This is a genomic window from Pseudomonas antarctica (genome assembly GCF_900624995.1).
GTDB lineage: Bacteria > Pseudomonadota > Gammaproteobacteria > Pseudomonadales > Pseudomonadaceae > Aquipseudomonas > Aquipseudomonas antarctica.
Map to the genome: position 1 here is coordinate 80,713 of NZ_UYXQ01000001.1, position 20,827 is coordinate 101,539.

The window sequence follows — 20,827 nt, forward strand, 5'->3', positions numbered from 1 at the left end:
GCTGGCTATCTATTTTTAATGGGTCGGGATATTAGCGGTCGCCCGGGAACACATGGGTGCCGGGCCAACGCCGCACCGAGCGCTGGAAGAACAAGCTGTTAGGCACTTGCACCATCGCGCTATCGGAGCCCGCCTCTTCGACTTCGATCAGCGTGGTGTACAGCAGATTGATCGCGACGACCCGGCCTTTAACGCCCGGTTTGTCGACGGTATCCACCAGCTCGACGATGTCACCGAGGCGAAACGGCCCGACAGTGAAGATCAAGATCGCGCACAACAGGTTGGACAGCACCGACCACATGGCGAAGAACGCCACGGCAGCCACCGCGACAAACCCCGACAACGCCGTCCACAACACCGTGGCAGACACACCTAGACGACCCAACACGAAGATCAACGCACCGCCCATGATCAGCCAGCGCAGGCCTCCGCGCAGCGGCATCAGCAATTGCGGTGGAAACGGGTAGCGCTCACCCAGACGGGTGAGGCCTTTGGCAACGAAACGCTGGGCAAGATAACCGGCCAACAGGATCAGCAGGATTTGCACGCCGATCCACGCAGGCTCGATCCACTGTGTCGGCAACGGCAATTGCAGCGTTTCCATCAGGACAGCGCCTCCAGCTCCGCTTGCAGGCTTTCGAGCAGTTCGAGGGCTTCCATCCAGCTTTCCTCCAACTGGCCTTCACGCACCTTGAGCTTGGCTTGTTCAGCCAGCAGGTCGCGCAACTCGTCCTTGCGCGCAGCCTCGTACACGGCGCTGTCGCCCAGGCTGGCTTCGATCTTGGCCAGACGCTCGTGCACCTTACCCAGTTCGGCTTCCAGCTTGTCAGCTTCACGCTTGTGCGGCGCCAGTTGCTGACGCAGGGCGGCGGCGGCCTGGCGCTGGGCTTTCTTGTCGGTCTTGTCCGGGTTGACCGGCGTGTTGCTGGCCGGCGCGTTGCGCAGGCGGTACTCCGTCAACCAGCGGGCGTAGTCGTCCAGGTCGCCGTCGAACTCTTCAACTTTGCCGTCAGCCACCAGCAGGAAGTTGTCGGTGGTGCTCTTGAGCAAGTGGCGATCGTGAGACACCACCAATACCGCACCACTGAATTCCTGCAGGGCCATGGTCAGCGCCAGACGCATTTCCAGGTCCAGGTGGTTGGTCGGTTCGTCGAGCAGCAACAGGTTCGGGCGGTCCCAGGCGATCAACGCCAGGGCCAGTCGAGCCTTTTCGCCACCAGAGAAGTTCAGCACCGGCTCATCAATGCGCGCGCCACGGAAGTCGAAGCCGCCGAGGAAGTCACGCAAGGTCTGCTCGCGCTCGGTCGGCGCCAGGCGTTGCAGGTGCAGCAGCGGGCTGGCCTTGGCGTCGAGCGAATCCAGCTGATGCTGGGCGAAGTAGCCCACCACCAGGTTCTCGCCACGGGTCAGGCGGCCGGCCAGAGGCTGCAATTCACCCGACAGGTTCTTGATCAGCGTCGACTTGCCCGCACCGTTAGGGCCGAGCAAACCGATGCGCGCACCCGGCGTGAGCTGCAGCTTGACCTTCTCCAGGATGGTTTTGTCACCATACCCCAGGCGTGCATCCGAAAGGTCCAGCAAAGGGCTTGAGATCTTCACCGACTCGCGAAACACGAAGTCGAACGGCGAATCGACGTGAGCCGCCGACAGCTCTTCCATGCGCTCCAACGCCTTGATCCGGCTCTGGGCCTGACGGGCCTTGGTGGCCTGGGCCTTGAACCGGGCGATGTAGCTTTCCATGTGCGCACGTTGCGCCTGTTGCTTCTCGAAGGCCTGTTGCTGCTGGGCCAGACGCTCGGCGCGCGCACGTTCGAACGCAGTGTAGCCGCCACGGTACAGGGTGATTTTCTTCTGTTCGACGTGGGCGATGTTGTCGACCACGGCGTCGAGGAAATCCCGGTCGTGGGAAATCAGCAGCAAAGTGCCCGGGTAGCTCTTGAGGAAATCCTCCAGCCACAGGATCGCATCGAGGTCCAAGTGGTTGGTCGGCTCATCGAGCAGCAACAGGTCCGAGGGGCACATCAGCGCCTGGGCCAGGTTCAGGCGCATGCGCCAGCCACCGGAGAAGTCAGCGACCGGGCGATCCATCTGCTCATTGGTAAAACCAAGGCCGGCAAGCATCTTGCGCGCGCGCGCGTCGGCGGTGTAGCCGTCGGCACTGTCGAGTTCCGAGTGCAGGCGGGCCTGGGCGGCGCCGTCCTGGGCTTTTTCAGCCTCGGCGAGGTCGTGTTGCACCTCACGCAGACGCAGGTCGCCATCGAGCACGTAGTCGATCGCAATGCGGTCCAGGGTGTCGATCTCCTGGCGCATATGGGCGATGCGCCAGTCGGCGGGCAGCAGGCAGTCCCCGGAGTCCGGGGTCAGCTCACCGAGCAACAGGGCGAACAACGTGGATTTGCCGGCGCCGTTGGCACCGATCAGGCCGGCTTTGTGACCGGCGTGCAGAGTCAGCTCGGCGTCTTCAAGAAGACGTTGCGGGCCACGCTGTAATGTTAGGCTTTGAAGTCGGATCATAATGGCGGCGGAGTCTACCAGCTTCGTTGGCCGCTGGCTTGGGTGTGAATATGTGCGCTGACCTGTGGAGCTTTGCCCTCTCGACTTACGCCCGCTCAGGGTGCGAAGCCGCTTGCCTGCGCTTGCAGGCGCAAGGCGCGAATGTGTGCCTGTTGCTCTGTGGCGCGTGGCTGGAACAGCGCGGCGTGACGCCGACGCCCGAACGCATGCAGGCGCTGCAGGACATTGCGCGGCCGTGGCAGAAAGAAGTGGTCGAACCATTACGACAGGTGCGCGTGCAGTGGCGAGCCATGGCGCAGCAGGATGAGCCATTGGCGGCGTTACGCGAACGGGTCAAAGCCCTGGAGCAGGAGGCGGAACGGCAGTTGCTGACGCGGCTGGAGACGCTAACGCAAGCATGGCCGATCGGAGAAAGCGAGGATCAACAAGGATGGCTTGAAGGCTTGGCGACCGAAGCCGCCAACCTTGACCACGACGCGCTGCAATCGCTGCGCGCCATGGCCACCGGCACTTAGGAAGCGCTGGTTGGGGTGGTGCTTGGCGCTACCGGTGCAGGGGTGCTGCTGGCCGATGCGGTTGGCGCGGTGGACGCGGCCGGGGTAGCAGCCGGAGCTGCTGGCTTGGCAGCAGCTGGTTTTGCCGCTGGTTTTACAGCAGCAGGTTTGGCAGCTGGCTTAGCGGCTGGTTTCGCAGCAGCAGGTTTGGCAGCTGGCTTGGCGGCTGGTTTTGCAGCAGCAGGTTTGGCAGCTGGCTTGGCGGCCGGTTTTGCAGCAGCAGGTTTGGCAGCTGGCTTGGCGGCCGGTTTTGCAGCAGCCGTTTTAGCCGCTGGCTTGGCGGCCGGTTTTGCAGCAGCCGTTTTAGCCGCTGGCTTGGCGGCTGGTTTCGCAGCAGCCGTTTTAGCCGCTGGCTTGGCGGCTGGTTTCGCAGCAGCAGTTTTAGCCGCTGGCTTGGCGGCCGGTTTTGCAGCAGCCGTTTTGGCAGCTGGCTTAGCGGCTGGTTTTGCAGCAGCAGGTTTGGCAGCTGGCTTGGCGGCTGGTTTTGCAGCAGCCGTTTTGGCAACTGGCTTGGCGGCTGGTTTTGCAGCAGCCGTTTTGGCAGTTGGCTTGGCGGCTGGTTTTGCAGCAGCCGTTTTGGCAGCTGGCTTGGCGGCTGGTTTTGCAGCAGCCGTTTTGGCAGTTGGCTTGGCGGCTGGTTTTGCAGCAGCCGTTTTGGCAGCTGGCTTGGCGACTGGTTTTGCCGCAGCCGTTTTGGCAGTTGGCTTGGCCGAAGCTTTCGACGCAACAGCTTTTGCTGGCGTGCGAGCGCCCAGTACTTTAGCCACAGCTTCTTTCACACGACCAACGCCCTGGGCCAGTTTCAGGCTTTCCTGAGCATCGCGTTTGAGTTGAGAAATGTAGGTGCGGGTTTCAGCTTGGCGATCCTTGAGGGCGTCCAACAGGTCCTCAAGTTCTTTGACAGCGTCTTTGGCTTTGGCTTGTGCCTTAGCCTTGCCGGCAGTCGCGGCGTCTTGCAGTTTGGTGCGGGATTTGTGCAGCTTTTCTTGCGCTTTACCGCGTTGTTTTTCCAGTTTGGCGAGCAGTTTTTCTGCATCAGCCAAGGCTTGGGAACACGCGCTTTCCAGATGTTCGAGCAAGCTGCCCGAAAGTTGTTGGAGTAAATGCAACGGGGTATTTACAGGCTTCTGTTTGGCCGACATGGTTTACCTCCTGGCTGACGTGGGTGCGGCTCATACTAGCCCTCTGCTCTTACCGCCGCTAGGGCATGTTGACAGTATCGTTTGCCTTGCGTTGCACCGCGCGAAAATTCTTATCGAGATAACGAAAACCCACGACACTTTTTACGCACTCACACTGGCATAATCCGTCGCACTTTCGGCGGGAGAATACTCATGTCGCGTCACCTTTTTTTAGTGCTTGGCTTGGTGGTTTTTGCAGCCAATGCGGGTGAGCAATCGCCGCCCAAAACAACTGCCAACGACTCACACGACCTCGCCTACAGTCTTGGGGCCAGCCTCGGCGAACGTTTGCGCCAGGAAGTCCCCGACCTGCAGATCCAAGCCTTGCTCGACGGCCTCAAGCAAGCCTACCAAGGCAAGCCACTGGCGCTGGACAACGCGCGCATCGAGCAGATTCTCGCCCAGCACGAAGCACAAACCGCCGCAGACGCTCAGGCGCCACAAAGCGAAAAAGCACTCGCCGCAGAGCAACAATTTTTAACCAAGGAAAAAGCCGCAAGCGGCGTGCGTGAACTAGCGGATGGCATCCTGCTTACGGAACTCACGCCAGGCAGCGGCAGCAAGCCGTTAGCCAGTGATGAGGTGCACGTGAACTACGTGGGGCGATTACCCGATGGAACCGTCTTCGACAAAAGTACGCAGCCGCAATGGTTTCGCCTGGACAGCGTGATCAGCGGCTGGACCAGTGCCCTGCAGCAGATGCCGGTGGGCGCTAAATGGCGGCTGGTCATTCCATCTGCCCAAGCCTACGGCGCCGACGGTGCGGGTGAGTTGATACCACCGTATACGCCACTGGTGTTCGAGATCGAATTGCTAGGTACCCGCCACTGACCCAATAAAAAACGGTGCGCCATGCGCACCGTTTTTTTATCTTGCCGCCGAGGTTCAGGCCTGGGTGGCCGCCTCTTCCTTATGGGCGTTATGCAGCACTTCGATCAGGCAGTCTTCCAGTTCGAAACGCTCATGCAGCAACCCACCAAGCTCTTTGAATTTTTCCGCAACACATTTGCCTGCATCACACAGGTCGGTAAACGCCAGCAGCTTTTCGGTGATGACATCGATTCGCGGGTAAAGCGTCTCGGCCAAGTCCAGACCACGCTGATCATCAAAAGCTTCCGCCTCTTTGGTCAGTTGTTCGTAGACGCCGAAATGGCCGGCAGACACGTAGTCCACCAACACACCACAGAATTCCTGCAACGGTTCGCGATTTTCAGCCAGTGCCTCAGGCTTGGCGCCGAGAGCATCAAAGGCCCGAACCAGTTCGTGACGTGCCTTCAACCAGCTGTCGATCAGCTTGTGCACCCCACCCCAGCGTTCCTGAGCATTCTGACAACTTTCCAGCATGATGATCTCTCTTCCCTATAGGGGGGCGCTGCCGCTCTGTGCCCGCGCAACACTTCAAGGATAAAGCGGCAGCCGGACAAGGCCGCATCTGACAAACGGTTTCGATAATGCGTGCGGGCCAGATTATGCCCGCATGACTATGGCTTCAAGGTACGCAGGAGAGAAAGTTCATACAAGTGTTTAATCCCGTCCTACGCACTGTGACGTGTTTTTACGGGCTCGCAAGGCCTAAACGGCGGCTCAGCAACAATGAAGAAAACTGCGTAATACCCAGGATCAACATCGCCACAAAGAACAGCAAGCTCCACTCGGGAAGGCTCAGGTCAAACAGTGTCCAGTTGATCTCTGCGCAGTCGACGGTGCCTTTGACCGTTAACTGCAGTGCTTGCCACATCGACAGGTTTTCAATCATGTACTGCAGACTCGGCCAGCAATCCGCGGCCTGCTCCGCTGCGGCATTTTGTAGCAGCACCTGGCGCACGGCAGTGATAGCTCCGAGTAATGTACACCCCATGCTGGCCAGCCAGTAGAAATAGGCCGCAGAGGAGCGCTTGGGATTATGAATCGCAGCAACCAGATTGATCAGCGTGAAGGTTGCCAGAAAGATGCGTTGCACCTGGCAAAGGAAACACGGACGGAGCAGCGCGCCATACTCGAGATAAAAAGACGCACCCAACGTCAGCGCACCAGCCATGAACGCCAGGAGAAACAAGGAGCGTGAAGGGGCCAAAGACATTGTTATCCGTACCGCAAGAGATAGGCCGTTACGGTAGAGGAAAGGCCCGACCCCTTTCAATACACGCTAGAGCAGACAATTCCGCGAGAGCATAGGGATATGCCGTCAGAAACTGGATGACTTCAAGCTGCTAGCAGTAGGAATTTACTGCGCAGCGTTTTAGACCCCGTGTTTAGAAGGCAATGGACGGTTGGCCCATAGAAGCATCTGAGCCAACCTTCGTCCTCTTTCCTACTTCAAACTCGCGCAGGCGCTGGCAACGGTGATGCCAGCAAACGGCTGTCCAACAGGCCCAGGCCTTCCTGGAATAATTGATTGCTGCGCTCGGTGTCGCCCAATTGAGCCAGCAGACGCGCCAGCTCAGCACAGGCTTCAGGATTGCGCTGCACCTGCAGGCTGCTTTCCAAATAATCCCGCGCCTTGCCCCATAAACTGTTTTGCAGGCAAAGACGGCCCAGGGTCAACAGCAAGCTGGCATCGCCCGAATGATCCTTCAGCCAACCCTCGGCAAATTTCAATTGCCGGGCCGGGTCTGCACCACGCAGCAAGCCGTAAAGTCGAATCAAATGACTGTCATAACCGCGCTTGATTGCGCCGCGCAGCACTTCTTCAGCCTTGGCATCGGCACCCAATCGTCGCAGCTGCTCAGCGTACGCCAGCACCAGTTGCGGCTCCTGGCGCTGCGCGGATGTCAGTTGCTCCCATGCCCGGTCCAGAGACTGCAAACCGGCTTCGCCCTGCTCTTCACGCAGAGCAGCCAGGCCGAGGTTTTCGCCCCAGGCACGGCGCTCCAGCTCAGCCAATTCGCTGGCGGGAAGGACTTTGTCCTTACGCAACTCCGGCAGCAGACGAATCACCGCCGACCAATCGCCCCGCTGTTGATGCAAGCGCTGCAACTGACGCAACACCTGCGGGTTATGCGGATGACGCTCATGCATCGCTTGCAGCGTGACCAGCGCACCTTCAGTGTCTGCGCGGTCCATCTGCAATTGTGCATGGCTCAAAGCGATGGCCAGCTCAGCCTGGGGCTGACGCTCCAGGGCGCGCTCCAGAAAACCGTCAGACTCTTCATAACGGCCCTGCTCATTAGCTGCACGCGCTGCGCCAAGGTAGTAAAGCAACGGCTGACGCTCTGCTTCGGCGGCACGGTACAGGTGGCGTTCGGCACTGGCCCAGCGACCTTCGGCGAGGTCCATCTGGCCCTGCTCAATCGCTATCTGTACCCGGCGGCTGCGGTTGCGCCGCGACCAAGGGTTAACCACCCCGCCAGAGGTGGTAACCAGGCTAATCAGCACACGGACCAGGTAGATCACCAGGACCACCGCAAACACCGCCACCAGTGTGGCCCACAGGCTCGACTCGTAATGCAGCAGATGCGGGTAGGTAATCAGCACGTAACCGGTGTGTTTCGAAATACCCACGGCCAGTGCCAGGGCGATTGCAATCGCCAGCACCAAAATCACATAGAAACGCTTCATCCGCTCTACTCCTTGGCCGCCGGCGTGCCCGCCGAAGCCTTGGCTTCATCGGCAGAAAGATGACGACGCTCAAGATAGGCCTGCACGGCCGCCAAACTCGAAGCCAGGTCCGGCGTGACCACGGAAACGGCCTTGGGCTCAAGCTCGGCAATCCGCGCAAGGATCGCCTTGCTCTGCGGGTTGTCCTGATTGAAGTTGTCCTGCAGCACGCTGCGCGCTTCACCCAAGGAACGGCTGTACACCGCCGTCTCACCATTGAGCGCGGCCCATTGCGCTTGCTCCAAGGCGAGGCTCAAGGCCAGGCGTACCTGGCTCAAGCCTTGGCCGGCGAGCAGCGGGCGAATGTTATCGTCAGGGTTGAAGTCGATGCGGAAGTAGCGGGAAATCTGCTCCCACCATTGGCTCCAGCGGCTGTCCGTATCAGTGGTCGGGCGACCTTGGGAAGCCGGCTCGGTGAGCTGGTATTGCGGTGCGATCGCGGCCAACTGCACGACCTGATCACGCAAGGCCGCCAGTTGCAGGTACAGCCCGGTACGATCCGGCTGCTCGGTGCTGCGCAGTGCGGCGAGGCTCTTGGCCAACTGCTCACGCGCGGCATACGCGCCGGGGTCGCTCTGCTCACGCAGAATTTCATCGGCGCCCTGAACCAGCGACTGGGCACTGTTGATGTCCTGCAGGGCAGACAGACGCAAGCTGGCCAGGCGGATCAAGTGTTCCGCTTCGGCCAGGCGCCAGTCCTGGCGGCTGGCACCCAGCACGGTTTCCAGGCGCTGGCTGAGACGCTGCTGATCACCCTGCAGTTGCGCTACCAGGCGGCGACGCTCCTCCAACTCATTCGCTGCGGGCAATTGCGCCAGCCGAGCGGCCAGTTGTTGCTGGCTCTGCTTGAGCGACTGGGATTGATCATCAAGGGTCTGCACCTGGCCCAGCTGCTGCTGGCTGCTGGCTTGCAGGGCGCGGACCTGCCAGATGCCCCAACCGCCGGCGGCAACACCTGCGGCACCCAGTAATAGGGCTACGATTACCAGGCCATTGCCACGGCGTGGCGCGGTGACCGGTGACTCAACCGGCGCATCAAGTGCGGGCTGGGTTTCATCTTTAGGCAAGGCTGTTTCGCTCACGTATCCGTCCTTTGCGTATCAGAGAGTGGGGCGGCAGCCTCATAAGGCACAGCTGCGCATCGCCACTAACAACGCCGCGGCACTCGCGCCGCGACAATCCACAACGTTTACTGCGCCAGCGGCCCGCGCCATTTCATAAACCCGCGGGCTGGGCACGAACAACGGCAGCTGCGCCACCTGTGACCAATCTTCGCCGGCCAAGGCTTGCAGGTGCAAAAAACCCTGCCCACTGCTGACCACCACGCCGTTCAAGCGTTCCAACTGGATACGTTGTATCAGCGCCCCCGGGCCATATGCCGGAAGCAAACGACGATACAACTCCAGATAGTCGACACTAGCACCTTGCTCGCGTAAACGCTCAGCCAGCAACTCGCGTCCACCCTCGCCTCGCAGGATCAGCACCCGGGCGCGGGGGCCTGCGATAGCCTCGCGCAAGGCGGGTAAGGCAAGCAAGGCTTCGCTATCGTCGCCGGTTTGCGGGTAGTAAACCTTGAGGCCATGACCGGCCAGTACCTGCGCAGTGGCCGCGCCGACGCTGAACCAGGGTAGATGCGGCCAGGGCCGATCCAACTGGTGCAAGGCAAGTCGCGCGGCCGGCTTACTGACCACGATCACCGCGCTATAGCGGCCCAGGTCGCGAAAAACCGCCTGCTGCTCGCCCGTCACCGGCACGGCTTCTATGTCCAGCAACGGCAGGATGCTGCTGAAAATGCCAGCTTCGGACAGCGTCGCGGCCAGGGCCATTGATTCCTCGGCAGGCCGCGTCAGCAGCACACGCCAGTCGGTCACTGCGGGCCGGCCTCGCCGTAGACGTTCTGCAGAATGGCGCCAGCGCCTTTCTCCAGCAGCTCTTCTGCCACCTGGATACCCAATGCGGTGGCATCGCGTTGCGGCCCGCGCACCTCGGCGGTGAGCAGCGTGCCTCCTGCCGGGTCACCTACCAAGCCACGCAGCCAAAGGTTTTCACCTTCGAGCACGGCGTAGCAGGCGATCGGCACTTGGCAACCACCATTGAGGTGTTTGTTCAGGGCACGTTCGGCCGTCACACGGATCTCGGTGTCTTGATGATCAAGGGGTTTGAGCAGGGCGTGAATCTCACTGTCGGCGGTGCGGCATTCAATGCCCACTGCGCCCTGGCCGCCCGCAGGCAAGCTATCTTCAACGCTGATGGCCGAGGTGATTCGGTCTTCGAAACCCAGACGAATCAAACCGGCGGCAGCGAGGATAATCGCGTCATATTCGCCGGCGTCCAGCTTGGCCAGGCGAGTGTTGACGTTACCGCGCAAAAAGCGGATTTGCAGGTCCGGTCGCCGGGTCAGCAACTGCGCCTGCCGACGCAGGCTCGAGGTGCCGACGATACTGCCCAGGGGCAGCTCGTCCAGCGACGCGTAAGTATTGGAAACGAAAGCATCACGCGGATCTTCGCGTTCGCAGATGCAATACAAGCCAAGCCCTTCGGGGAAGTCCATCGGCACATCTTTCATCGAATGCACGGCGATGTCGGCTTCGTTTTCCAGCAGAGCGGTTTCCAGTTCCTTGACGAACAGGCCCTTGCCGCCAATCTTCGACAATGGCGAGTCCAGCAGCTTGTCGCCACGACTGACCATGGGCACCAGGGACACGTTAAGCCCAGGATGGGCCTGCTCAAGGCGTGCTTTGACGTATTCGGCCTGCCACAAGGCCAGGGCGCTTTTACGGGTGGCGATGCGGATTTCGCGAGAGGACATGGATCAATCCGTACTGAATAGATACGGCAGATAATAACAGCTCAGGCAAATACGCTTTGATTTGAATCAGCAAGTGCGGGGCCTCCCTGGCCGCGTCGCACCGGGATAAAGCATGCAGACCGCGCCAAAGCCCTCGGGCTAAAGCTGCTGCATCATCTTGCGCACACCGGCGACGTGGCGTCGGCTGACAATCAAAGCGTCGCCGTTGAGCCCTTTCAGGAATAACTGAAAGTGCCCAAGGGGTGTGCGTTGCAGGCGTTCTATTCGCTCGCGGGCCACCAGCGCGTTGCGGTGGATGCGCACAAAGCGGTCGCCGAACTCATCTTCAAGGGCCTTGAGCGGCTCATCGAGCAAGACTTCACCGGCCTCGTGACGCAGGGTCACGTACTTGTGGTCGGCGATAAAGTAGACCACCTGGTTCAGGGGAATCAGCTCGATACCTTTACGCGTCCGCGCACTGATATGGCTGCGCGGCCCATTGCCACTCTGGGCTGCCGGCTGGGTCAGCGCGGCGAGTTGCACGCGGTTAGGGCGCTCGGCTTTTTTCAGCGCCTTGAGCAGCGCTTCGGCGGTCACCGGCTTGGCGACAAAGCTGACACCACTGTCTTGGAGCGTCTGTGCAGAAAACTCTTCTTGAGCTGCACACAACACCACGGCAGGCGGCGATTCTCGCTCGCTCAGGCGGGCGGCCACTTGCAGGCCATCAAGGCCTGGCAGGCGAATATCGAGCAACACCACATCCGGCTTGAGGCTGTCGATCAGCGTCAACGCCTCCTCGCCGCTGGTGGCGCTAGGTTCAAGGACTGTATAACCCTCGAGTTCACTGATCATACGGCTCAGTCGCTCGCGGGCTTGGGGTTCGTCATCAACGATCAGGACATTCATATTGCGCTGGATTCCTGCGTGAGTCTCGCACAAGGATAGCGTAGAGAGGTGCGGTGACTTGCGTCACAGCGATCCACGCTAAGACTAGCGCGAGCGGCAAAAAGTGCCCCGGCAGCGGCACCCATATTTACCCGGACCTGTTCAATTGCGCCCAAGACCTGCTGCCTTCGGGCATCGTCGTAGGGTTTGCTGATACACAATCCGAATACCCCCCTTTTTAAATGGATAGTCAGGCTATGACCGCATCACCTGACTTTGGTGCATTCACGCTCTATCAGTGCAACTGTAGACGCTCGCTGAGACGATATTGCCCAATCGTCAAATATCGTTTCAATTAACGCCTCCCTCCAGTCTCTTCCCGGATGCGGTCGACGGCAAGGCACTTAGCCATCCTTCGCACAAATAAAATGCCGGCCACCCGCAGCACCGCCTCCACGGGCAACCCTGTTATTATCGGCGGCACACCTCCACGCCTCTTTTAAGCAGATCACGAGCGAACCCATGAGCACCGACAAGACCAATCAGTCCTGGGGCGGCCGCTTCAGTGAACCCGTCGACGCCTTCGTCGCGCGCTTCACCGCCTCCGTCACCTTCGACCAGCGCCTGTACCGCCACGACATCATGGGCTCGATCGCCCACGCCACGATGCTCGCCAAGGTTGGCGTGCTGACCGGCGCCGAGCGCGACAGCATCATCGATGGCCTCACCACCATTCGCGGTGAGATCGAGGCCGGCACGTTCGACTGGCGCATCGACCTGGAAGACGTGCACATGAACATCGAGGCCCGCCTCACCGATCGCATCGGTGTGACCGGCAAGAAACTGCACACCGGTCGCAGCCGTAACGACCAGGTAGCGACCGATATCCGCCTGTGGCTGCGCGATGAAATCGATCTGATCCTGGCCGAAATCACCCGCCTGCAAAAAGGTCTGCTGGAACAGGCTGAGCGTGAGTCCGGCACTATCATGCCCGGCTTCACCCACCTGCAAACTGCGCAACCTGTGACCTTCGGCCACCACCTGCTGGCCTGGTTCGAAATGCTCAGCCGTGACTACGAACGCCTGGTGGATTGCCGCAAGCGTGCCAACCGCATGCCGCTGGGCAGTGCCGCACTGGCCGGCACCACTTACCCGATCGACCGCGAGTACACCGCGCAACTGCTGGGCTTTGATGCCGTCGGCGGCAACTCTCTGGATGGCGTATCCGACCGTGACTTCGCCATCGAATTCTGCGCCGCCGCCAGCATTGCGATGATGCACCTGTCGCGCTTCTCGGAAGAACTGGTGCTGTGGACCAGTGCGCAATTCCAGTTCATCGACCTGCCGGACCGCTTCTGCACCGGCAGTTCGATCATGCCGCAAAAGAAAAACCCCGACGTGCCCGAGCTGGTGCGTGGCAAGAGCGGCCGCGTATTCGGCGCGCTGATGGGTTTGCTGACCTTGATGAAGGGCCAACCGCTGGCCTACAACAAGGACAACCAGGAAGACAAAGAGCCGCTGTTCGACGCCGCCGACACCCTGCGCGACTCGCTGCGTGCGTTTGCCGACATGATCCCGGCGATCAAGCCCAAGCACGCGATCATGCGTGAAGCGGCCCTGCGCGGGTTCTCCACCGCGACCGACCTGGCGGACTACCTGGTACGCCGTGGCCTGCCGTTCCGTGACTGCCACGAGATCGTCGGTCACGCAGTGAAATACGGAGTAGATACCGGCAAAGACCTGGCGGAAATGAGCCTGGAAGAACTGCGTCAGTTCAGCGACCAGATCGAACAGGATGTGTTTGCCGGGTTGACCCTGGAAGGCTCAGTGAATGCCCGCGACCATGTGGGCGGCACAGCGCCGGCGCAGGTCAAGGCAGCCGTAGTACGCGGCCAGGAACTGCTGGCCAGCCGCTAAAAAGCCTCAGACCAACGCGGTCAAAAATGTGCGAGCGGGCTTGCTCGCGAATACGGTAGACCAGTCGCCCTATGCATTGACTGACACACCGCTTTCGCGAGCAAGCCCGCTCCCACCTTTGATCCGCGCGCGGCTGATTACTTCTTGGCAGCCATCATCGCCATAAACGCCGGCATCGCCGCTTCTCTATCCGCCGCTACCTTCTGGGCATTGGGCATGGCATGCAGTCGTTCAAGCAACGCTTTAGCCTTCGGCAACTCAGCCAGCAGGTCCAGGCCAAACAGCTTCTCGCCCACCGCGCAGGCGAGGTTCACGCTGTACATGAAATACAGATCGGCAATCGTGAAGCGCTCCCCCGCCGCGTACGGCGCAAATTTTCCATGCCGACCTAAAGACTCGATCCCCAACAGCAATTCGGTCTTGGACTTCTCCTTGATCGCGTCCGGCACCGGCATCCCGAAGAACGCTTCGGCAAAAGACGCACGGGCGGGCAACTCAATGTACAGCTCGATTTCCCTGCATAGCGCCAGCACCTGGGCACGCTGGAAAGGCTCGGCGGGGAGCAGCGAAGGGCCTTCCTGGGTGTGTTCGATGTACTCGAGAATCACGCTCGTTTCGTTGATGAAGCCCTGCTTGACGCCCAGCACAGGTACTTTTCCTCTCGGGCTGATAGCCAGGGCTTCCTGCGTCTGGCCCGGGTAAAATGGCACTTCTTCAAACGGCAGACCTTTCTCCAGCAGCGCCAGTTTGACCATGTTGTAATAGTTGCTGACCGAAAATCCGTAAAGCTTGAGCATCGCGAATGCCTCCAGGCCGGGTGTGGGGTTGGCTGCAGAAGGTATAGAGCGTCAAGCCCAACTTGACCAGCAGCATCACCTGCCTGAATGGGGGTAGACTGGCGCCCTTTCCTTGAGGAGCCTGCCATGAGCGAGCCGACCGATATCGACAACGACGAAGAAGAGTTCACCGAAAGCACGCTGATCCAAGCCATCGAAAACCAGATCGAAAGCGACAACCCGCCTGCCGCGAAAGCCACCTTGAACAAACTGACGCTGGTGGGTTACGAGCGCGAAGAGATTCTGAATCTGATGGCTCATGTGCTCGCCGTGGAAATCGACAAGATGTTGGAAGAAGACCGTGCCTTCAATACCGAATGGTACGAAACGGCGCTGCGGGCGCTGCCTGAATTGCCGCCCGAAAACGACTGAATCCAGTACCTTTGTGGCCTGGGAGCCTGCTTCCTCGCCACAAACCTGCGCCCTATCAAGACCCACGACTTTCTCACTGGACAGCCGGGTAAAGTGCGTTCACCTTATGCCCTGCTAGCCTCTAATAAATTTTAGAAAGTCTGGAGTCCTTATGTCGTATACCCCTGAGTTGGTTGCCGAACTGGAAATCCTTGTACTCTTCCCCTTGGACAGCACCAAGGAAGGTCTGAAAGTCCACCAGACCGCCGCGCCCACTGCCATTGCCGCTGCCAAGCGCCTCCATGCGAAAGGACTTATCGACCAGCCAGACGGTGGCTACCTGACCAGCCTTGGCCGGGACGCTGCAGAACAGGCCCAAACCCTGCTGACCATTCTGACCACCACCAACACCAAAGAAGCTGCCTGACACCTGGTACCGCCCATGGAGTCCGCCCTCTGCGGATTCCGCGGGTATTGCTGTAGAAGGCACAAAATTCTGACGCCAAAAACCATTTCCCTCTAAACCTCCTACGCTTCTGTCTGTAAACTCCTACACGGCCGCCCACGTCGGGCCCTGCGAGCCAACGAGTTCGACATGACCCGCACCCATGAAATCCGCCCCGACCTGGACGAAGGCATCGACCGCAAGGTGCTGACTCAGTTGCGCGCGCGGTTCATGGGCCTCAACGAAGGCCGCCTGGCCCGGGCGGTCGAAGGGCTGACGCCACGCCAACAAAGCGTGCTCACCCTGTTACCACTGTTTTTCCACGTCAATCACCCGCTGCTGCCAGGTTATGTCTCGAGCAATACGCCAGCCGGGCTGTCGAACTTTGAACCGGATGCTCAGGCGCTCGCCGAAGCCCAGCGCCTGACCCGTTCGTTTTCCTATAAGCCACGCCATGGCAACCCGCCTCGGCCAATTTATGGCCTGTTCCTGATGGGCAGCCTCGGCACTTTGGCTCAAGCGGATCAAAGCGACATGGACGTGTGGGTGTGCCACGCGCCTGATCTTGGCGAAACCGAACTGGCCGAACTGCGTAAAAAGTGCCAACTGCTGGAAGCCTGGGCTCTGACCATGGGCGCCGAGGCGCACTTTTTCCTGATTGAGCCGACGCGTTTTATGTTGGGTGAGCGCGACACGCAACTGAGCTCGGACGACTGCGGCACCACCCAGCATTATCTGCTACTGGATGAGTTCTACCGCACCGCCATCTGGCTGGCCGGGCGCACGCCGATTTGGTGGCTGGTGCCGGTGTACGAAGAAACCCGCTACGCCGAATTCACCCACGCGCTGATCTCCAAGCGCTTTATCCGTGCCGATGAAACCCTCGACCTTGGCCACCTGGCTCACATCCCACCGGGCGAATTCATTGGCGCTGGGCTGTGGCAACTGTTCAAGGGCATCGAATCGCCCTACAAGTCGGTGCTCAAACTGCTACTGACCGAGGTCTACGCCAGCGAACATCCGAACGTGCACTGCCTGAGCCTGCGCTTCAAGCGTGCGGTATTTGCCAACCAGATGGACCTGGATGAGCTGGACCCGTACATCGTGGTCTACCGCCGCATCGAGGAATACCTCAAAGCGCGCAACGAGCCGGAACGCTTGGAACTGGTACGGCGCGCGCTGTACTTGAAGGTCAACCGCAAGCTCAGCGCCGGCCAACGCAGTACCAGTTGGCAGCGACTTCTGCTGGAGCGCCTGGCCCACGAATGGGGTTGGGACCCGCGTCAACTGACGCTGCTGGACAGTCGCAGCCAATGGAAAGTGCGCCAGGTCGCGGCCGAACGTCGTGCGCTGGTCAACGAGCTCAATCACAGCTACCGCTTTCTTACCCAGTTCGCCCGCACCGAACAGACCGTCAGCCTGATCAACAAGCGTGATCTCAATGTGCTTGGCCGGCGTCTATATGCCGCGTTCGAACGCAAGGCCGGCAAGGTCGAATTCATCAACCCCGGCATCGCACCGGACTTGGCCGAAGACACCCTGACGCTGGTGCAATCGCCCAACCGCAAAGAGCCCGGCCAGCACCATTGGGGCCTGTACAACGGCAACCTCACGGCGCTGGAATGGGAGCACTTCGCGCCGATCAAACGCAGTCGCGACCTGCTGGAAATGCTCACCTGGTGCCACCGCAACGGCGTCATCGACAGCAGCACCCGCCTGGCGCTGCACCCAGGCGTCAGCGACATGACCGAATTCGAGCTGTTCAACCTGTTGGGCAGCCTGCAACAGACCATCGCCCTGCCCTTGGCCAGCGTCGATGAGGAGCGCCTGTTGCGCTCAGCGGTCCCGGAAGAAGTATTGCTACTGATCAACGTCGGCGTCGACCCGCTCAAGCATCACCGCGACCTGAATATCCTGATGACCACCGAACGCACCGACTCGCTGAGCTATGCCGGTGTGCGCGACAACCTGGTGCTGACCCTGGATCAGGTCACGCTCAACAGTTGGAACGAGGTGATGGTCAGCCGCTACGACGGCCCCCACGCACTGCTCGACTGCCTGCGTGACTACCTCAACCAACTGCCGTCAGACCATTTACCGCGCCTGCGAGTGCGCTGCTTCTGTCACAACCGTGCGCAGTTCATTGCCCAGCGCGTGGAGGAAATCTTTGATACAGCGCAGAACCTGCTGCTTGGCCAGTCCAACCACCGCTACCTGCTCCAAGTACAGCAGCACTATCACGTGATGGAACTGGTGCCAGGCCAGGCGAGCCATGTGTCACTGCCGACCCAGGATGCGCTGATCGCCTACCTCAGCGAAGAACTCGCCAGCTACAGCCCGCTGCACCTGGACGCCATGGCCCTGGAAGACCACGACCTGGCGTTGCTGCTGCCAATGGGTGTGGCCGATTGCGTGCAGGTGTTCTACCGAGTCAATGAAGGCTTCGCCGAATTGTATGTGCTGGATGAATTCAACGCACTCTGGCAGCAACGCTTGCCGTTTCATGACGAGCAGAGCTTGCTGGCACCACTGCAGCGCTTTCTGCAGTCGATCATCTATCGCCGGGAGGCGCTCTCGCCGCTGGACACTCAGCCGTTAGGTGAAGTGCAAACCTTGTATTACAAACTGTTGCCGTCGGGCAGTAATCGCGCACGCGGCGTGGAACCTCGCCCGGCACCGCAGAACCCGGCCAATAAACCGTTTTATGACGTGCAGGCGATTATCGGCAAGGGCGCGCCTGGGCAGGTGGGCATCACTCTGTACTGCAATCAGCGGGAGTTTTCCGAACTGGAGTTTGGCGACCAGCTGTTTGCAGTGGTCGCCCAGGAAATCGTCGGGCAGCGCCGGGAACCCGAACGCTACCGCTGCTACATCACCGACCTGGACTTGTCCGGCCTGCTCGGTGATGTGCACAGCCCGAGCAACTTATACCTACGCTACAAGGCCGAGCTGGAACTGTCGCTCAACAAAGCACTGAAACAGGTCTAAAGCGGCTCTTGTTACAGGGAGAATGCGCCACCGTCTTTGGGCTGGCCTTCAACGCTGAGCAGCTCAAGTTTGAGGGTTTTGCCGCCGGGTGCCGGCCAGTCGATATGCTGGCCTACTTGCAGGCCGAGCAACGCACTGCCTACCGGCGCGAGGATCGAGATCTTGCCTTCGTCTGCGTTGGCATCCTTGGGGTAAACAAGGGTCAGGTGATAGTCCTTACCGCTGCCTTGCTCACGGCAATGCACGCTGGAGTTCATCGTCACGACACTTGCAGGCACTTCCTCGTGGCCAACCACTTCTTCGGCGCGGTCGAGTTCGTGTTGCAGGGCTTCGACGCCCGGCGAGTCCTCGCCTACACGGTCGATCAATTGCTCAAGACGCTGCACGTCGAGACGGGTAAGTATGATGGAAGGTGCGGTCATGATTCAGGCAGACTCCTTTTTTCTGCACAAAAAAGCAAAACCCCGCCAGAAAAAGGCGGGGTTCTCACGGACCTCGATGAGTTGAGGTGTACCGGGACACTACCACAGCGACACAAATAAACAAGACGACCTCAGGCACGCTCCCTGCGTTGCTCGGCCTCGGCGCAAATCACCCGGCGCCGGCTATCGTCGGCGGAGCGCCATTCACGAATGTCTTCCACATGGCGGAAGCAGCCGAGACAGACTTTTTGCTCGTCCAGGCGACACAAACTGATACAAGGTGACGGCACCGCCGGGCTGACATTGCTGAACAGCGGCTTGGGCGGACGTACAGGCGCGGGCTGGGTCACGATCAAATCTCGTCGAAGTCCAGGTCAGCACCGGCTTGTTCCTGAACCAGACGCGCGAGCATTTCGCTCAACAGCTCATCGCTGGTATCGCACTGCCAATTGTTGTCTTCTTCGTTGTAGTCGAAGTGAAAACCACCCGAACGTGCCGCCAGCCACAGCTGACGCAGCGGCTCCTGACGGCTGAAAATCAGTTGGGTGCCGTTTTCAAACTTGACGGTCAGCACGCCGGCCGAATTTTCCAGGTCCACGTCCAGGCCGCTGTCGTCGAAAATATCTTCCAGCGCCTGCTGGGTCGAATCCACCAGGTCGTGAAAACGGGCTTCGGTCAAACTCATTGTGGCAACCTCAAAAGTGTCTGGTTTTGCTCAAGCGCCGCACAATACGGGCGAGCCCCGCTGATTGCAAAGGATACCGAGTTCATTACCGATGACAGTATGAAATATCCGTAACCAGCGTAGCCTGCTTCCGAAGTATCTCGGCAAACCCCCGCCGGACGGGTATTGCGGCGCATAGGCAAGCTGGCGGGTGGTCGGTATACTCGGGCGCAATTAATGCATATTCAAGGATTTCGCCATGAAGCGCCTGATCTCTTCCCTTGCTGCGCTCGTCGCGGTCGCTTGCCTCGTTAGTGCCTGTGGTCAAAAAGGCCCGCTGTACCTGCCCGATGACAGCAAAGACCCGAATGAACAGGCGCAATCGTCGCAAAAGCCGGCAAAAGCGCACAAGCACGACACCTATTAAGGGAAACTCATGGACGCTTTTAATTACCGGGACGGCGAGCTGTTCGCGGAAGGCGTGGCGCTGTCCGCGATTGCCGAGCAATTTGGCACCCCAACCTATGTGTACTCCCGTGCGCACATCGAAGCCCAATACCGCTCTTTCACAGACCCACTGAACGGCGTTCCACACAGGGTGTGTTACGCGGTCAAGGCCAACTCGAATCTGGGTGTATTGAATGTCCTGGCGCGCTTGGGCGCTGGTTTCGACATCGTCTCCCGTGGCGAGCTGGAACGTGTACTGGCTGCCGGTGGCAAGCCCGAAAAAATCGTGTTCTCCGGCGTCGGCAAGAGCCGCGAAGATATGCGCCGTGCCCTCGAAGTGGGTGTGCACTGCTTCAACGTTGAGTCGACCGACGAGCTGGAGCGCCTGCAGATCATCGCTGCCGAGATGGGCGTTCGCGCGCCGATCTCCCTGCGCGTCAACCCGGACGTCGACGCTGGTACCCACCCATACATTTCCACCGGTCTCAAAGAGAACAAGTTCGGCATCGCCATTGCCGACGCCGAGGACGTGTACATCCGTGCCGCGCAGTTGCCGAACCTGGAAGTGCTGGGCGTCGACTGCCATATCGGCTCGCAACTGACCACCCTGCCACCGTTCCTGGATGCCCTCGACCGCCTGCTGGCGCTGACCGAGCGTCTTGGCGAGTGCGGCATCTACCTGCAACACATCGACCTCGGTGGTGGTGTGGGCGTACGTTATCGCGATGAAGAACCACCGCTGATCGCCGACTATATCCAAGCCGTGCGCGAGCGCACTGAAGGCCGCGGCCTGACCCTGATGTTTGAGCCGGGCCGTTATATCGTCGCCAACGCCAGCGTGCTGCTGACCCAGGTCGAGTACCTCAAGCACACCGAGTACAAGGATTTCGCCATCGTCGATGCGGCAATGAACGACCTGATTCGCCCGGCGCTGTACCAGGCCTGGATGGATGTGACTGCCGTCAAGCCACGTACTGGCGAAGGCCGTAACTACGACATCGTCGGCCCAATCTGCGAGACCGGCGACTTCCTGGCCAAGGAGCGTCAGCTGGCCCTGGAAGAAGGCGACCTGCTGGCCGTGCATTCAGCCGGTGCCTACGGGTTTGTCATGAGTTCCAACTACAACACCCGCGGCCGTGCCGCCGAGGTGTTGGTGGACGGTGATCAAGCGTTTGAAGTGCGTCGCCGCGAGACGGTAGCCGAGTTGTATGCTGGCGAAAGCCTGCTGCCGGAGTAAG

22 protein-coding genes and 1 pseudogene are annotated in these 20,827 nt (G+C 60.1%); 8 read left to right on the forward strand and 15 right to left on the reverse strand.

Annotated features, from left to right (window positions below):
• Window positions 1-31: 31 nt before the first annotated feature.
• Both E0F99_RS00400 and E0F99_RS00405 read right to left on the reverse strand, forming a co-directional pair.
• The gene (locus E0F99_RS00400) at window positions 32-604 is read right to left on the reverse strand and encodes a mechanosensitive ion channel family protein (protein WP_083356165.1); all 573 of its coding nucleotides are present in this window, start codon (window positions 602-604) and stop codon (window positions 32-34) included.
• Window positions 604-2,514 (reverse strand): ATP-binding cassette domain-containing protein, encoded by a 1,911-nt coding sequence (locus E0F99_RS00405; protein ID WP_083356164.1) that lies wholly within the window; start codon window positions 2,512-2,514, stop codon window positions 604-606. The genes E0F99_RS00400 and E0F99_RS00405 overlap by 1 nt, the downstream gene beginning before the upstream one ends.
• Window positions 2,515-2,564: 50 nt before the next feature.
• Between E0F99_RS00405 and E0F99_RS00410 the strand changes: the two genes are divergently transcribed.
• Window positions 2,565-3,029 (forward strand): TIGR02444 family protein, encoded by a 465-nt coding sequence (locus E0F99_RS00410; RefSeq protein ID WP_083356163.1) that lies wholly within the window; start codon window positions 2,565-2,567, stop codon window positions 3,027-3,029.
• On the opposite strand, the gene E0F99_RS00415 is transcribed toward E0F99_RS00410, so the two are convergent.
• On the reverse strand, window positions 3,026-4,210 hold the full coding sequence (locus E0F99_RS00415; protein WP_083356162.1) for an AlgP family protein: 1,185 nt from the start codon (window positions 4,208-4,210) through the stop codon (window positions 3,026-3,028). The genes E0F99_RS00410 and E0F99_RS00415 overlap by 4 nt on opposite strands.
• Before the next feature lie 192 nt (window positions 4,211-4,402).
• Here E0F99_RS00415 and E0F99_RS00420 point away from each other — a divergent pair, with 192 nt between their 5' ends.
• On the forward strand, window positions 4,403-5,080 hold the full coding sequence (locus E0F99_RS00420; protein ID WP_083356161.1) for an FKBP-type peptidyl-prolyl cis-trans isomerase: 678 nt from the start codon (window positions 4,403-4,405) through the stop codon (window positions 5,078-5,080).
• Between the two features lie 54 nt (window positions 5,081-5,134).
• On the opposite strand, the gene rsd is transcribed toward E0F99_RS00420, so the two are convergent.
• From rsd to E0F99_RS30990, 8 genes and pseudogenes are all read right to left on the reverse strand, one after another.
• Window positions 5,135-5,593, reverse strand: coding sequence for a sigma D regulator (gene rsd, locus E0F99_RS00425; RefSeq protein ID WP_083356160.1), 459 nt, complete (start codon window positions 5,591-5,593; stop codon window positions 5,135-5,137).
• A gap of 211 nt (window positions 5,594-5,804) precedes the next feature.
• A complete protein-coding gene (locus tag E0F99_RS00430) occupies window positions 5,805-6,329 on the reverse strand; it encodes a disulfide bond formation protein B (protein ID WP_083356159.1) in 525 nt (174 codons plus the stop codon).
• Window positions 6,330-6,565: 236 nt separating this feature from the next.
• Complete coding sequence (locus E0F99_RS00435; protein ID WP_083356158.1) at window positions 6,566-7,807, reverse strand: heme biosynthesis protein HemY; 1,242 nt, start codon at window positions 7,805-7,807, stop codon at window positions 6,566-6,568.
• Between the two features lie 5 nt (window positions 7,808-7,812).
• A complete protein-coding gene (locus E0F99_RS30345; protein ID WP_083356157.1) occupies window positions 7,813-8,928 on the reverse strand; it encodes a uroporphyrinogen-III C-methyltransferase in 1,116 nt (371 codons plus the stop codon).
• Between the two features lie 39 nt (window positions 8,929-8,967).
• A complete protein-coding gene (locus E0F99_RS30350; protein ID WP_083356156.1) occupies window positions 8,968-9,717 on the reverse strand; it encodes a uroporphyrinogen-III synthase in 750 nt (249 codons plus the stop codon).
• Window positions 9,714-10,655, reverse strand: a complete 942-nt coding sequence (gene hemC, locus E0F99_RS00445; RefSeq protein WP_083356155.1) for a hydroxymethylbilane synthase — start codon at window positions 10,653-10,655, stop codon at window positions 9,714-9,716. Before hemC ends, E0F99_RS30350 begins: the two co-directional genes overlap by 4 nt.
• A gap of 138 nt (window positions 10,656-10,793) precedes the next feature.
• Entirely contained in the window at window positions 10,794-11,540 is a 747-nt protein-coding gene (locus tag E0F99_RS00450) for a LytR/AlgR family response regulator transcription factor (RefSeq protein ID WP_083356154.1), read from the reverse strand.
• Window positions 11,537-11,653, reverse strand: a pseudogene (locus tag E0F99_RS30990) (sensor histidine kinase); the annotation flags it as partial. The gene E0F99_RS00450 and the pseudogene E0F99_RS30990, both read right to left, overlap by 4 nt.
• Before the next feature lie 388 nt (window positions 11,654-12,041).
• Between E0F99_RS30990 and argH the strand changes: the two are divergent.
• Complete coding sequence (gene argH, locus E0F99_RS00455; RefSeq protein WP_130908676.1) at window positions 12,042-13,436, forward strand: argininosuccinate lyase; 1,395 nt, start codon at window positions 12,042-12,044, stop codon at window positions 13,434-13,436.
• A gap of 137 nt (window positions 13,437-13,573) precedes the next feature.
• Here argH and E0F99_RS00465 read toward each other — a convergent pair whose 3' ends face one another.
• Entirely contained in the window at window positions 13,574-14,233 is a 660-nt protein-coding gene (locus E0F99_RS00465; protein WP_083356152.1) for a glutathione S-transferase family protein, read from the reverse strand.
• Window positions 14,234-14,359: 126 nt separating this feature from the next.
• Here E0F99_RS00465 and E0F99_RS00470 point away from each other — a divergent pair, with 126 nt between their 5' ends.
• The 3 genes from E0F99_RS00470 (at window position 14,360) to E0F99_RS00480 (ending at window position 18,056) form a co-directional block, all read left to right on the forward strand.
• The gene (locus tag E0F99_RS00470) at window positions 14,360-14,644 is read left to right on the forward strand and encodes a hypothetical protein (protein ID WP_083356151.1); all 285 of its coding nucleotides are present in this window, start codon (window positions 14,360-14,362) and stop codon (window positions 14,642-14,644) included.
• A gap of 151 nt (window positions 14,645-14,795) precedes the next feature.
• Complete coding sequence (locus E0F99_RS00475) at window positions 14,796-15,050, forward strand: TIGR02647 family protein (protein ID WP_083356150.1); 255 nt, start codon at window positions 14,796-14,798, stop codon at window positions 15,048-15,050.
• 168 nt (window positions 15,051-15,218) lie between these two features.
• Complete coding sequence (locus E0F99_RS00480; protein WP_083356149.1) at window positions 15,219-18,056, forward strand: class I adenylate cyclase; 2,838 nt, start codon at window positions 15,219-15,221, stop codon at window positions 18,054-18,056.
• Between the two features lie 11 nt (window positions 18,057-18,067).
• Here the strand turns inward: E0F99_RS00480 and rnk are convergent, their stop codons facing one another.
• The 3 genes from rnk to cyaY form a co-directional block, all read right to left on the reverse strand.
• Window positions 18,068-18,478, reverse strand: a complete 411-nt coding sequence (rnk, locus tag E0F99_RS00485; protein WP_083356148.1) for a nucleoside diphosphate kinase regulator — start codon at window positions 18,476-18,478, stop codon at window positions 18,068-18,070.
• A gap of 131 nt (window positions 18,479-18,609) precedes the next feature.
• A complete protein-coding gene (locus tag E0F99_RS00490; RefSeq protein ID WP_083360342.1) occupies window positions 18,610-18,828 on the reverse strand; it encodes a DUF1289 domain-containing protein in 219 nt (72 codons plus the stop codon).
• 2 nt (window positions 18,829-18,830) lie between these two features.
• Window positions 18,831-19,163, reverse strand: coding sequence for an iron donor protein CyaY (gene cyaY / locus E0F99_RS00495; RefSeq protein ID WP_083356147.1), 333 nt, complete (start codon window positions 19,161-19,163; stop codon window positions 18,831-18,833).
• A 238-nt stretch (window positions 19,164-19,401) separates the two neighbouring features.
• Between cyaY and lptM the strand changes: the two genes are divergently transcribed.
• Together lptM and lysA are read left to right on the forward strand one after the other, a co-directional pair.
• Window positions 19,402-19,569 carry an LPS translocon maturation chaperone LptM gene (lptM, locus tag E0F99_RS00500; RefSeq protein ID WP_017845169.1) on the forward strand — a complete coding sequence of 56 codons (168 nt, stop codon included), beginning with the start codon at window positions 19,402-19,404 and terminating at the stop codon, window positions 19,567-19,569.
• 9 nt (window positions 19,570-19,578) lie between these two features.
• Complete coding sequence (gene lysA / locus E0F99_RS00505) at window positions 19,579-20,826, forward strand: diaminopimelate decarboxylase (protein ID WP_083356146.1); 1,248 nt, start codon at window positions 19,579-19,581, stop codon at window positions 20,824-20,826.
• The last annotated feature ends 1 nt before the right edge of the window (window position 20,827 follow it).